General features: G+C 68.3%; 12 protein-coding genes. 6 read left to right on the top strand and 6 right to left on the bottom strand.

Annotated elements, in window-relative coordinates:
• Positions 1-70 precede the first annotated feature (70 nt).
• The 4 genes from argH to ACOJTB_RS17030 all read left to right on the top strand — a co-directional run bounded on the left by argH (position 71) and on the right by ACOJTB_RS17030 (position 6,157).
• Entirely contained in the window at positions 71-1,456 is a 1,386-nt protein-coding gene (argH, locus tag ACOJTB_RS17045; protein ID WP_420103720.1) for an argininosuccinate lyase, read from the top strand.
• Between the two features lie 87 nt (positions 1,457-1,543).
• On the top strand, positions 1,544-1,807 hold the full coding sequence (gene lptM / locus ACOJTB_RS17040) for an LPS translocon maturation chaperone LptM (RefSeq protein WP_420103719.1): 264 nt from the start codon (positions 1,544-1,546) through the stop codon (positions 1,805-1,807).
• A 136-nt stretch (positions 1,808-1,943) separates the two neighbouring features.
• A complete protein-coding gene (gene lysA / locus ACOJTB_RS17035) occupies positions 1,944-3,233 on the top strand; it encodes a diaminopimelate decarboxylase (protein ID WP_420103718.1) in 1,290 nt (429 codons plus the stop codon).
• A 212-nt stretch (positions 3,234-3,445) separates the two neighbouring features.
• Positions 3,446-6,157: a TIGR02302 family protein gene (locus ACOJTB_RS17030; RefSeq protein ID WP_420103717.1), complete on the top strand. Its 2,712-nt coding sequence runs from the start codon at positions 3,446-3,448 to the stop codon at positions 6,155-6,157.
• 7 nt (positions 6,158-6,164) lie between these two features.
• Here the strand turns inward: ACOJTB_RS17030 and yddG are convergent, their stop codons facing one another.
• Positions 6,165-7,022 (bottom strand): aromatic amino acid exporter YddG, encoded by an 858-nt coding sequence (gene yddG / locus ACOJTB_RS17025; RefSeq protein ID WP_420103716.1) that lies wholly within the window; start codon positions 7,020-7,022, stop codon positions 6,165-6,167.
• 151 nt (positions 7,023-7,173) lie between these two features.
• Here yddG and ACOJTB_RS17020 point away from each other — a divergent pair, with 151 nt between their 5' ends.
• A complete protein-coding gene (locus ACOJTB_RS17020) occupies positions 7,174-8,376 on the top strand; it encodes an MFS transporter (protein ID WP_420103715.1) in 1,203 nt (400 codons plus the stop codon).
• A 35-nt stretch (positions 8,377-8,411) separates the two neighbouring features.
• Here the strand turns inward: ACOJTB_RS17020 and arsC are convergent, their stop codons facing one another.
• From arsC to ACOJTB_RS17005, 3 genes are read right to left on the bottom strand one after another with little or no spacing between them, the layout of a single operon-like run.
• A complete protein-coding gene (gene arsC / locus ACOJTB_RS17015; protein WP_420103714.1) occupies positions 8,412-8,855 on the bottom strand; it encodes an arsenate reductase (glutaredoxin) in 444 nt (147 codons plus the stop codon).
• Positions 8,852-9,547: an aquaporin gene (locus tag ACOJTB_RS17010; protein ID WP_420103713.1), complete on the bottom strand. Its 696-nt coding sequence runs from the start codon at positions 9,545-9,547 to the stop codon at positions 8,852-8,854. Before ACOJTB_RS17010 ends, arsC begins: the two co-directional genes overlap by 4 nt.
• Before the next feature lie 7 nt (positions 9,548-9,554).
• Positions 9,555-9,908, bottom strand: coding sequence for an ArsR/SmtB family transcription factor (locus ACOJTB_RS17005; RefSeq protein ID WP_420103712.1), 354 nt, complete (start codon positions 9,906-9,908; stop codon positions 9,555-9,557).
• Between ACOJTB_RS17005 and ACOJTB_RS17000 the strand changes: the two genes are divergently transcribed.
• Entirely contained in the window at positions 9,892-10,515 is a 624-nt protein-coding gene (locus ACOJTB_RS17000; protein ID WP_420103711.1) for a hypothetical protein, read from the top strand. The two genes, ACOJTB_RS17005 and ACOJTB_RS17000, sit on opposite strands and share 17 nt — an antisense overlap.
• A 53-nt stretch (positions 10,516-10,568) precedes the next feature.
• Here ACOJTB_RS17000 and phbB read toward each other — a convergent pair whose 3' ends face one another.
• Positions 10,569-11,291: an acetoacetyl-CoA reductase gene (gene phbB / locus ACOJTB_RS16995; protein WP_420103710.1), complete on the bottom strand. Its 723-nt coding sequence runs from the start codon at positions 11,289-11,291 to the stop codon at positions 10,569-10,571.
• Between the two features lie 82 nt (positions 11,292-11,373).
• Positions 11,374-12,518, bottom strand: a 1,145-nt coding sequence (locus ACOJTB_RS16990; protein WP_420103709.1) for an acetyl-CoA C-acetyltransferase, incomplete at its 5' end; no start/stop codon positions are given.

Genomic DNA, 12,518 nt, shown 5'->3' with positions numbered 1-12,518 from the left:
CGACCCCGAGGGCCAGACCGATCTTCGTTCCTGACGTCATCGCGCGTCCTCAAAAGCAGGAAAGACCGCCGTGAGCAACCGCATGTGGGGTGGGCGTTTCGCCACAGGTCCCGACGCCATCATGGAGGAGATCAACGCCTCGATCGACTTCGACAAGAAGCTCTGGCGGCAGGACATTCGCGGCTCGCTGGCCCATGCGGCGATGCTGGCCGAGACCGGCATCCTGACGAAGGACGACGTCGCCACCATTACCGCAGGGCTGAAGCAGGTCGAAGGCGAGATCGAGGCCGGCAGCTTCACCTTCTCGCGGGCGCTCGAAGACGTCCATATGAACGTCGAGTCGAACCTCAAGGACAGGATCGGGCTCGCCGCCGGCCGGCTCCACACCGCCCGCTCGCGCAACGACCAGGTGGCGACCGATATGCGGCTGTGGGTGCGCGACACGCTCGACGAGATCGACGGGCAGATGCGCGATCTCCAGCAGGCGCTGGCCGAGAAGGCCGACACCTATGCCGGCGCGGTGATGCCGGGCTTCACCCATCTGCAATCGGCGCAGCCGGTCACCTTCGGCCATCATCTGCTGGCCTATGTCGAGATGCTGGGGCGCGATCGCGGCCGCGTGCGCGACGCCCGCGCCCGTCTCAACGAGTGCCCGCTGGGCGCCGCCGCGCTCGCCGGCACCTCCTTCCCGATCGACCGGCACATGACGGCCAAGGCGCTGGGCTTCGACCGGCCGACGGCGAATTCGCTGGATTCGGTCTCGGATCGCGATTTCGCGCTGGAGACCCTGGCCGCGGCCTCGATCTGCGCGATGCACCTGTCTCGCCTCGCCGAAGAGATCGTGCTGTGGGCGACGCCGCAATTCGGCTTCGTGCGCCTTTCCGATGCGTTCTCGACCGGCTCCTCGATCATGCCGCAGAAGCGCAACCCCGATGCCGCCGAGCTGGTGCGGGGCAAGGCGGGGCGCGTCTTCGGGGCGCTGCAGGCGCTGCTGACGATGATGAAGGGCCTGCCGCTGAGCTATTCCAAGGACATGCAGGAGGATAAGGAGGGCACTTTCGACGCCCTCCAGACCCTCTCGCTGTGCCTGGCAGCCATGACGGGCATGGTCCGCGACATGCAGCCCGATCTCAAGGCGATGAAGAAGGCGGCCGGGGCCGGCTACGCCACCGCGACCGATCTCGCCGACTGGCTGGTGCGGGTGCTGAAGATGCCGTTCCGCGACGCCCATCACGTCACGGGTCGCCTCGTCGGCATCGCCTCGGAGCGCAAGATCGGGCTGGAGAAGCTCACGCTGGCCGAGATGCAGGCTGTGGAGCCGCAGATCACCGAGGCCGTCTTCGCCGTGCTCGGCGTCGACCAGTCGGTGAAGAGCCGCGTCAGCTATGGCGGCACCGCGCCGGCCAATGTGCGCAAGCAGGCGCGCCGCTGGCTGAAGCAACTGGGGAAGGCTTGAGGTTTCCGGACAAAGCGCGTCATCCGCTCGCGCTTCCCCGCATCCTCCGCTACAGTCCCGCCACGCTTCCTCGAAGGGTTCGTCTTCGTGCTTCACCACCGCTTGAAATTCGGCCGCACGCTGCTGGTCGTCGCTCTTCTTGGCGTGGCGCTCGGCGCCTGTGGGCGCAAGGGCCCGCTGGAGCCGCCGCCGAACGCGACCGGCGCGCTCGATCTGCCCGATAATCAGGTCGGCGCGCAGGCGACCGAGACGCCCGATATCGGCTCGGCCTCCGTGCTGGCCAAACCGGCCAAGGCCAACCGGGCCATCACCGTGCCGAACAAGCCGTTCATCCTCGATCCGCTGATGTGAGCGATCCGCTCGGCTGACACCGGGCGTCATGCTCGGGCTCGGTCCGAGCATCTCCTGCAAGAGAGTTTCGGGTCTGCGCTTCGCCTCGCCCGAGAATGACGGCGCCAGCCCTCGCTTCTGACCAGAGCAAACCACCATGCACCATTTCGCCTATCGCGACGGTTCGCTCCATGCCGAGAGCGTCGATCTTTCCCGCATCGCGGCGGAGGTCGGCACGCCGGTCTATGTCTATTCCAGTGCGACGATCGAACGGCACTACACGCTCTTCGCGCAAGCGGTGAAGGCCATCGCGCCGGAGGGCAAGGCGCATGTGTTCTACGCGATGAAGGCGAACGGCAATCTCGGCGTGCTGAAGACTTTGGGTGCGCTGGGCGCCGGCGTGGACACCGTCTCCGAAGGCGAGGTGCGCAAGGCGCTGGCCGCCGGCATCCCGCCTGAGAAGATCGTGTTCTCAGGCGTCGGCAAGAGCGAGCAGGAGCTGCGCTTCGCGGTCGAGGCCGGGATCTACCAGGTCAATATCGAGACCGAGGGCGAGCTCGATCTGCTCTCCAAGGTCGCGGCCTCGCTCGGCAAGCGGCAGGAGGCGGTGTTCCGCGTCAATCCGGATATCGGTGCCGGCGGCCATGCCAAGATCACCACGGGCTCGTCCGAGAACAAGTTCGGCGTCTCCTTCGAGGAGGTGGGCCGGCTCTATGCCCGTGCGGCCAATCTGCCGGGCGTGCGAATCATGGGGCTCGCCGTGCATATCGGCAGCCAGATCCGCGAGACGGCCTCCTTCGAGGCGGCCTATGCCAAGATGGCGGCGCTGGTGGGCGACCTGCGCGGGGAGGGGCACCGGGTCGACCGGCTCGATCTCGGCGGCGGGCTCGGCATTCCCTATGACGTTCCGCAGCATTTCGACCATGGGCCGGAGCTGATCGAGGCTTATGCGGCGATGGTCGGCCGGGTGACGAAGGGGCTCGATGTCGAACTCGGCTTCGAGCCGGGGCGGCTGATCGTCGGCAATGCCGGCATCCTGCTGACCAGGGTGCTGCATCTCAATCCGCGCCCGACCAAGCAGTTTCTGGTCGTTGATGCAGCGATGAACGACCTCGTGCGGCCCGCCATGTACGAGGCCTATCACGAGATCTGGCCGGTGACCGAGCCGGGCGCCGATGCGCGAGCCGTCGCCTATGATGTGGTCGGGCCGATCTGCGAATCCGGCGACACCTTCACCACCGGCCGTGAGCTGCCGGCGCTGGCGCCGGACGATCTCATCGCCTTCATGACGGCCGGCGCCTATGGCGCTTCGATGTCCTCGACCTACAACCAGCGCCTGCTCGTGCCGGAGGTGCTGGTGAAGGGCGATCAATACGCCGTCACCCGCCCGCGCCAGAGCTATGAAGAGCTGATCGGCATGGACCGGTTGCCGGGGTGGCTGGCGTAAGGCGCAGGGTCTCCTATCGGTCAGCCTGCGGGGAAACCTTCTCCCTCCGGGAGAAGGTTTCCTGCGCTAGCCGAGCTTCGCTCCTGACCCGTTCACGAAACGTCGAGCGTCGTTGAAAGCCGGCCCCGGGGGCTGGTCACGCCACATTCCCATGCTAGCCTGCAAACTTCGGTGAGACGAAGCACGGATTGGGGGCGGCCCGGAGCGATGGCATGAGCGAGGCAGAGCGCCGCAAGGCGCCCGACACGATCGACGGCGTCCGGCAGCGTCTGGCCCGTCTCGCCATGGCTTCGCGGGTCTCGCTCGGCTGGGAAAGGCTGTGGCCTCGCCTGTCCTGGCCGCTGGGCGTGGTGCTGGCGTTCCTCGCCGTCTCCTGGTTCGGGCTCTGGACACACCTGCCCTGGTATGGGCGCCTCGGCGGCGTGGCGCTGTTCGCGATCGCCTTTGCCGCTTCGCTCTGGCAGGTCGCGCGCACCGTCTGGCCGACGCATCGTGAGGGGCTGACACGGCTCGACCGATCGGTCGCGGGCGGCCACCGGCCCGCCTCGGCACTGGAGGACAGTCTTGCGGTCGGCTCCGCCGATCCGGTGTCGCGGGCGCTCTGGTCGATGCATGTCGCCCGGCAGAGCCGGCAGGTCGCGGGGCTCAAGGTCGCAGCGCCCGCGCCATTGATGGCCAATCGCGACCGGCGTGCCCTGCGCGCCGTGCCGCTTCTGGCCGCGATCGCCGCCCTGTTCGTCGCCGGGCCCGAGGCGCGCCAGCGCCTGTCGGCTGCCTTCGACTGGCAGGGGCCGCCGCCTGTGGCACCGGCGACCCGCATCGACGCCTGGATCGACCCACCCGCCTATACGCGCCTGCCGCCGATCCTGATAGATTTCGCCAAGCTGGCGAGTTCCACCATCAGCGCGCCGGAAAAATCGGTGATCGTCGTGCGTGTCGCGGGCCGCTCCGGCATAGATGTCGCGACCACCGGCCGGCTGACGCCGATCAAGCCGGAGGACAAGAACTCCGTGAAGGCCGCAGCGGAGCGCGCGGCCGCCAAGCCCGAGGCCGCCCCGGCGCCGGCGGTGCTGGAGAAGCGTTTCACCCTCGCCGGCAACGGCACGCTGAAGCTCACCGGCAGCGGCGCGCCCGGCACCACGCTGACCCTCACCGCCGTGGCGGACCAGCCCCCGACGGTGCGCTGGCTGGAGCCGCCCAAGGCGGTCGTCGGCGCGCAATCGGGGGGGCTGGGTCTCACCTATGCCGCGAAGGACGATTACGGCATCGCCTCGATCGAGGTCGATGTCGCGCGGCCCGACGCCGCCAAGGGCGGCCGCTCGCTGGTCGATCCGCCCCGGCAGAACCTGCCCGTGCCCTCTTCCGCGGGGGTGGAGGAGGAGCTGAAGGGCACGGTCGATTTCTCGGCCCATCCCTGGGCCGGCGCCAGGGTGCGGATGGCGCTGATCGCCAAGGACGAGGCCGGGCAGGAAGGCCGCAGCGCGCCGGTCGAGGTGGTGCTGCCGCAGCGCACCTTCACCAATCCGCTCGCCAAGGCGCTGGTCGAGCAGCGGCGCAAGCTGGTCATGAATGTCGAGGATCGGCGGCTGGTGCAGCTGGCGATGGATTCGCTGATGCTCGAACCCGACCTCTTCATGAAGGAGAAGGGCACCTATCTGGGCATGCGGACCCTGACCGAGCGGCTGCGGCGCGCCGGGGGCGACGCCGAGCTGGTCGAGGTCTCCGAGCTGATGTGGGCCTTCGCGCTCCAGCTGGAGGATGGCGGCCTCACCGATGCCGAGAAGGCGCTCCGGCAGGCGCAGGAGAACCTCCAGCAGGCGCTCGAGCGCGGTGCCTCCGAGGAGGACATCAAGAAGCTCACCGACGAGATGCGCAAGGCGATGGACAATTACATGCGCCAGCTCGCCGAGCAGATGATGCGCCAGCAGCAGAATGGCGAGCGCGACCAGGCGCAGCTGCCGGAGAATTTCCGCACCGTGACGCCGCGCGACCTCCAGAACATGCTCGACCGTATCGAAGAGCTTTCGAAGCGCGGCGACATGGCCGAGGCGCAGCGGCTGATGGAGCAGCTCAACCAGATGCTCAACAATCTCCAGATGGCGCGGCCGGGCCAGCAGCGCCAGAACGAGATGGGGCAGGCTCTGGGCGATCTCGACCGGATGACCCGCGACCAGCAGAATCTGCGCGACGAAACCTATCGCGATCAGCAGCAGCGCCAGGGGCAGACCCAGCGCGGTCAGCGCCCGGGTCAGCAGCAGGCACGGCCGGGCCAGCGCCAGCAGGGCCAGCAAGGGCAACGCGGCCAGCAGGGGCAGCGCGGGCAGCAGCCCGGCGATCAGGGCCAGGAGGGTCAGGACGGCGAAGACGGCGAGGGCATGCAGGGCCAGAACGGCCAGGGCGGGCAGGGGCAAGGCCTGTCCCAGCGCCAGCAGGCCCTGCGCGAGCGCCTGCAGGATCTCCAGCGCAGGATGCGCGGCATGGGCGCGCCGCAGGGCGGCGAGCTCGGCGAGGCCGAGGAGGCCATGCGCGAGGCCGAGCGCCAGCTCGGCCAGGGCCAGGGCGAAGGCGCGCTGGACGCGCAGGGCAAGGCGCTCGATGCGCTGCGCCGCGGCGGCCAGAAGCTCGCCCAGCAGATGCAGGAAGGTCAGCCCGGCGAGGGCGAGGGGCAGGGCCAGGCCATGGGCGAGCCCGATGGTCGCCCCGCGGGTCGCCCCTCCGCCCAGCAGCGCGGCAGCGAGGACCCGCTCGGCCGGCCGCAGCGCCAGCGCGACTGGTCGGATGGGCGCGTGAAGGTGCCCGGCGCCGACGAGGGCGCGACGCAGCGCGCGCGGCGCATCCTCGAGGAGCTGCGCAAGCGCCTCGGCGATCCGCTGCGGCCGCAGGAGGAGCTGGACTATCTGGAGCGGCTGCTCCGGCGCAACTGAGGCGCGCTCAGCCCTTCCGCCCGCCGCCGCTCGCCACCAGCGCTCCCACGACGATGAGCGCGCAGGCACCGCCGAGCATCAGGCTGGGCTGCGCATAGCCGAAGAGCACGAGGATCAGCGTCGAGAGTACCGGGGCTGCATAGGAGGCGACGCCGAGCAGCGCGACGTCGCCCTGCTTCATGCCGATGTCCCAGACCACGAAGGCGAGCCCGATCGAGCCCAGCCCGAGCCCGAAGACGCCGATCCATTCGACGAGGCTCGGCGCCCAGAGCGTGGTCTCGAAAGCGGCATGGCAGGCGAAGGCGAGAGCCGCGCAGGCGAGCATCGTCACGCAGAGGCTCTCGGACGGCACGGCGGCGAAGCGGCGTGAGGCCACAGAGTAGCTCGCCCAGACGAAGGCGCCGAGCGCGGCGAAGACATGGCCGGGCGCCAGGCTGAGCCCGCCGCTCATGCCGCCGGAGATCAGCAGCGCGGTGGCGACGAGGCCAATCACGGCGCCGAGGAGATGGCGCGGCTTCAGCCCCGCGCCCGGCAGCAGCGCCGCGAACAGCACGATCAGCAGCGGCCAGAGATAATGGATCAGATTGGCTTCCGCCGGCGGCGCCGTCTTCACCGCCGCGTAATACAGCGCCGTGTCGCCGAAGAGCCCGTAGACGCCGAGCGCCAGAGAGGCCGGCGTCGGGCGGATGCGGGACAGCTGGCCGCGCGCCGCCGCGACGGCGAGGATCAGCAGTCCACCGATCAGGAAAGTGAGCCCCACCAGCTGGAAGGGCGGCACCCGGCCGGACATGGCGGTGAACAGCGCGAGCGTCGACCAGAGCAGGATGGCGGTGAAGCCGATGAAGGTGGCGGTGCGGCTGGTCATGGCGGCTCGGCTGGAAGAACTCCCGCGGCGTTAGCAGGTTTTTCGCTGGTTGCCGACCGCCGCCTGCCGCATTGCAGCACGGCTTTGGGGCGATGGCGGCCATGCCGGGGGCGGCATTGACCGCGTTCCGACATCCCGGCATCTCCTCGGCATGACCACGATCCCGCTGCAGACGATCGCCCGCCGCCCGCTGATGCCGGTCCTTGCCGCGCTCAGCCTCGCGCATCTGCTGAACGACCTCGTGCAGTCGATGATCCCAGCGCTCTACCCGCTGATCAAGGATACCTACCGGCTGGACTTCATGCAGATCGGCTTCATCACCCTGGCTTTCCAGGTGACGTCGTCGCTGCTGCAACCCCTGCTGGGCTATGTCACCGACCGGCGACCCTGGCCCTATGCGATGGTGGCCGGCATGTGCTCGACGCTGGCCGGGCTGCTGCTCCTCTCCTTCGCGCACAGCTATGCGGTGGTGCTGCTGGCCGCGGGGCTGATCGGGCTGGGCTCGGCCGTGTTCCACCCGGAGGCAACGCGCATGGCGCGCCATGCCGCCGCCGGCCGGCAGGGCCTGGCGCAGGGCGTGTTCCAGGTCGGCGGCCATGTCGGCTATGCGATCGGCCCGCTGCTGGCGGCGGCGGTCGTGGTGCCGCGCGGGCAGGAGAGCCTGTCCTGGTTCTCGGGCGTGGTGCTGATCGCGATGGCGCTGATGGGCTGGATCGGCGCGCGCTATGCCGCGATGCGGCGCGAGCAGGCCTCGTCCAAGAGCCATGCCGAGGACGTCGCCAGCCATGGCCTGCCCAAGGCGCGCGTCATGCTCGCCATGGCGGTGCTGATCGTGCTGCTGATCTCGAAGAACGGCTACTCGGCCGCCTTTACCTCCTACTACACCTTCTACCTGATCCAGCGCTTCGGCATCGAGGTGCAGCTCTCGCAGATCATGCTGTTCCTCTATCTCGTGGTGGGCGCCGTCGGCGTGATCCTCGGCGGCATGATCGGCGACCGGATCGGCCGCGACCGGGTGATCTGGCTGTCGATCCTGGGCTCGCTGCCCTTCGCGCTGATGCTGCCTTACGCCGACCTGTTCTGGACCGGTGTGCTCAGCATCATCGTCAGCTTCATCATGGCGAGCGCCTTTTCGGCGATCCTGATCTACGCCATCGACCTCGTGCCGCATCGCATCGGGCTCGTCGGAGGCTTGTTCTACGGCCTGTCCTTCGGGCTCGGCGGCGTGGCGGCCGCTGCGCTGGGTGCGATCGCCGACGAGATCGGAATCATCGCCGTGTTCAAGCTCTGCGCCTGGCTGCCGGCATTGGGGCTGCTGACGTTTTTGCTGCCGAGGAGTGGCAAGAGGGTTTGATCGAGGGGGGCCGTCGGGCCGGGCCCTTCGCCTGATCACGCCTTGGTGGAAGCGGCACTCTCGCTCGCCGCCGGGCGCACGGTCTCGCCATCCTCCTTCGTGAAGGTCTCCGGCGCGCGGTCGAGGATCTCCAAAACCACCTCCGAGGGGCGCGCCAGCCGGACGCCCTTGGGCGTGACGACGATGGGCCGGTTCACCAGAACAGGCTCGGCGACCATGGCGTCGAGAATGCGGTCATCGGTGGTGTCCGGCTCGAGCAGACCTCGCTCGACAGCCGGCGTGCCCTTCTCCCTCAGGATGTCGCGCGGGCGGGCGCCCATGGCCTTCAGCAGCTCCTGAAGCTGCTCGCGGCGCCAACCCGTTTCGAGATAGGGGACGATGGTCGGCTCATAGCCGGCGGCCCGGATCATCGCGAGCGCGTTGCGTGAGGTCCCGCAGGCAGGGTTGTGGAAGATCGTGATCGGGAATCCGTCGGTCATGACACAGCCTTGTCCTGAAGGAGCCAATGGGAGACCGCCGCCCCGGCCACGGCTCCGGCCAGCTGTGCGGCGATGAAGGCCGGGGCCGAGTCGGGTGCAATTCCGGCGAAGCTGTCCGTCAGGCTGCGGGCGAGCGTGACGGCGGGATTGGCGAAGGAGGTCGAGGCCGTGAACCAGTAGGCCGAGACGATGTAGAGCCCGACGATCGCCGGTACGGCTGCGGGTCTGGACCGCGCGGTTCCGGAAATGGCGAGGATGAGGCCGAAGCTGGCGACGAATTCAGAGAGTGCCTGGCCGGACCCGTCGCGCAATTTCGCCGAAACCTGCAAGAGCGGCGCGGCGAACATCGCATGGGCGAGCCAGACGCCCAGAACGGCGCCGAGGAACTGGGCGACTGCGTATGCGCCGGCCATGCCTCTTGAGACGTCGCGCCGGAGCATGGCGACCAGGGTGACGGCCGGGTTGAAATGCGCACCCGAGACGGGGCCGAAGACCGTGATCAGCACGACGAGCCCGGCCCCCGTGGCGATCGCATTGGCCAACAGCGCGACTGCGACGTTTCCGCCGGCCAGCCTGTCGGCCATGATGCCGGAGCCGACGACGATGGCGAGCAAGGCCATCGTGCCGAGCCCCTCCGCCGCGAGGCGGCGCAGCGTGATCGCGTTGGCCGGGATGGAGATCGCCGCTTGCATGCCGATGTCACACCGTGGCGGGTTTGCCTGAGCAGCAGGCCGCATCCGCGAGCTGGCGGGCGACCGGCTGGCAGATTTGCGGCGACCCACCGCAGCAATCATCGAGCAGATAGCCGATCAGCCGCGCCATCTCGTCATAACAGGCGCTGTAGAGGATCGAGCGCCCCTCGCGGCGGGCCGCGATCAGGCCGGCATGGCTGAGAACCGTCAGATTGGCCGACAGGCTGCTGGGCGCGACGCCGAGCCTGCGCGCGATCTCGCCGGCGGCGAGGCCGTCCGGCCCCTCCTGAACGAGCATGCGGAAGACGGCGAGGCGGGCCTCATGGGCGAGCGCGGAGAGGCGCTTGACTGACTCTGACATTTCCATATTTCGAATATTGATGAAATATGGAAATAGTCAAGCGATGTCACGTCCGTCGATCGGTCGCGATATCCGGGCCGGTTCTGAGCGTCCCGTTCGCATCGAACGGCCCCCCCCCCCCCCGCCGGGGCGAGCGTTCCGCGTCGCTGTCTCGCAGCGCCCGGACGTGACGTTTCTCGGCGATGAGCGCGGCATTATCGCGCTGTTCAAGCTCTGCACCTGCTTGTGGACGTTGGCGCTGCCGAGGGGCAAGGCAATCACCGCCTGTCGGTCACCTTCGCCAAGGCTTGGTGAGCTGGATATTGAACATAAAGAGAACATTCGTTATAGTGTGCTTACGTTGTCGGGGATAGCGATCATGGCAGAGAACAAGAAGCAGACTTCATCCGGTCTTGCAGCTCGGGCTGCGGCTACGCTAAGCGATCCGAATGCATCGGCAATCGCTCGAAGCTTGGCTGGCTCTGCACTTTCTCAATCGGGGACCGGCCGCCAGACCGGATCTGAGATGGAAGACAAAGCTTCGCGGGTTCTTACGAGTTCCAAGTACAGTGAAGAGACTAAAGCCCTTGCTGGTTCGGTCTTGGCTCAATCGAACAAAAAGCGGTGACAGAAGCTGAGCCCATTTAGAATGGGCGCAGCTTCTAATCTAAATTTTTGCCTTCACCCCATATACTGGCCGCCATTGATGGCGAAGGTCGCGCCGGTGGCGAAGGCGCCGTGCTCGGAGGCGAGCCAGACGACCATCTGGGCGATTTCTTCCGGCTTGCCGAGGCGTCCGGCCGGGATGCCGGCGACGACGCGCTGGAGTGCCGCTTCCGGCATCGCGGCGACCATGTCGGTGCCGATATAGCCTGGCGTGATCGCGTTGACGGTGATGCCCTTGTTGGCGTTCTCCTGGGCGAGGGCCTTGACGAAGCCGATATCGCCCGCCTTGGCGGCGGAGTAGTTCACCTGGCCCATCTGGCCCTTCGAGCCGTTGATCGAGGAGATGACGACGATGCGGCCGAAATTGCGGGCGCGCATGCCCTCGATCACGGGGCGGGTCATGTTGAAGAGCGAGTCGAGATTGGTGCGGATCACGTCCGACCACTGCTCCTTCGTCATCTTGTGGAAGAAGCCGTCGCGGGTGATGCCGGCGTTGTTGACGAGGATGTCGACGGGGCCGAGCTCGGCCTCGACCTTGGCGATGCCGGCGGCGCAGGCGTCGTAATCGCCGACATCCCATTTGAACACCGGGATGCCCGTCTCGGCCTTGAACTTCGCGGCGGCCTCGTCATTGCCGGCATAGCTGGCGGCGACCTTGTGGCCGGCCTCCAGCAGCGCCTTGCTGATCGCCGCGCCGATGCCGCGCGTGCCGCCCGTGACCAGTGCAACCTTCGTCATCTCGTTTCCCCTTCCTCGTTAGTCTTCTCGGTCTCGACGCCCCGGGTCGGGCCGGGGCGCCCTCGTCGTCGGGTGCCCGGGCTCAGCGCTCGAGCGTCATGGCGACGCCCATGCCGCCGCCGATGCAGAGCGTGGCGAGGCCCTTCTTGGCGTCACGCTTCTGCATTTCGTGCAGCAGCGTCACCAGCACGCGGGCGCCGGAGGCGCCGATCGGGTGGCCGATGGCGATGGCGCCGCCATTGACGTTGACGATGTCGGTGTTCCAGCCGAGATCCTTGTTGACCGCGATGGCCTGCGCCGCGAAGGCCTCGTTGGCCTCGACGAGGTCGAGATCGGAGACCGACCAGCCGGCCTTCTCCAGCGCCTTGCGCGAGGCCGGGATCGGGCCCGAGCCCATGATCGCCGGATCGACGCCGGCGGTGGCCCAGGACTTGATGGTCGCGAGCGGGGTCAGGCCGCGCTTTGCGGCCTCCTTGGCGCTCATGATCACCAGCGCGGCGGCGCCGTCATTGATGCCGGAGGCGTTGCCGGCGGTCACCGTGCCGTCCTTGGAGAAGGCGGGCTTGAGCTTGGCCATCGCCTCCACGGTCGAGCCATGGCGCGGATACTCGTCCTGATCGACGACGATGTCGCCCTTGCGGGTCGAGATGGTCACCGGGGCGATCTCGTCCTTGAACCGGCCGGCCTTCTGCGCGGCCTCGGCCTTGTTCTGGGAGGCGACGGCGAAGCGGTCCTGCTCCTCGCGGCTGATCTGGTACTTGGTCGCGACGTTCTCGGCGGTCGTGCCCATGTGGTAGCCGTGGAAGGCATCCCACAGCCCGTCCTTGATCATGGTGTCGACCAGTTGCAGGTCGCCCATCTTCTGCCCGGCACGGAGCTGCTGGGCGTGCGGCGCCTGGGTCATGCTCTCCTGCCCGCCGGCGACGACGATGTTGGCATCGCCCGTCGCGATCTGCTGCGCCGCGAGCGCCACGGCGCGGAGGCCGGAGCCGCAAAGCTGGTTGATGCCGAAGGCGGTCCGCTCCACCGGGATGCCGGCGGCGACGGCGGCCTGGCGGGCCGGGTTCTGCCCGGCGCCGGCGGTCAGGATCTGGCCCAGGATGACCTCATCCACCTCCTCCGGCCGGACGCCTGCGCGCTCCATGGCGGCCTTCAGCGCGATCGTGCCCAGCGCATGCGCAGACAGGCTGGCGAAGGCCCCCGAGAAACTGCCCACCGGCGTACGCG

This window comes from Allobosea sp. (genome assembly GCF_048595345.1).
Taxonomy (GTDB): Bacteria; Pseudomonadota; Alphaproteobacteria; order Rhizobiales; family Beijerinckiaceae; genus Allobosea.
This window is presented reverse-complemented; position numbering and strand designations above follow the sequence as displayed.

Excerpts from the sequence above, each read along its gene's own strand:
- lysA (WP_420103718.1), top strand. The coding sequence starts at position 1,944 with ATGCACCATTTCGCCTATCGCGACGGTTCGCTCCATGCCGAGAGCGTC.
- ACOJTB_RS17030 (WP_420103717.1), top strand. The coding sequence starts at position 3,446 with ATGAGCGAGGCAGAGCGCCGCAAGGCGCCCGACACGATCGACGGCGTC.
- yddG (WP_420103716.1), bottom strand. The coding sequence starts at position 7,022 with ATGACCAGCCGCACCGCCACCTTCATCGGCTTCACCGCCATCCTGCTC.
- ACOJTB_RS17020 (WP_420103715.1), top strand. The coding sequence starts at position 7,174 with ATGACCACGATCCCGCTGCAGACGATCGCCCGCCGCCCGCTGATGCCG.
- arsC (WP_420103714.1), bottom strand. The coding sequence starts at position 8,855 with ATGACCGACGGATTCCCGATCACGATCTTCCACAACCCTGCCTGCGGG.
- ACOJTB_RS17010 (WP_420103713.1), bottom strand. The coding sequence starts at position 9,547 with ATGCAAGCGGCGATCTCCATCCCGGCCAACGCGATCACGCTGCGCCGC.
- ACOJTB_RS17005 (WP_420103712.1), bottom strand. The coding sequence starts at position 9,908 with ATGTCAGAGTCAGTCAAGCGCCTCTCCGCGCTCGCCCATGAGGCCCGC.
- phbB (WP_420103710.1), bottom strand. The coding sequence starts at position 11,291 with ATGACGAAGGTTGCACTGGTCACGGGCGGCACGCGCGGCATCGGCGCG.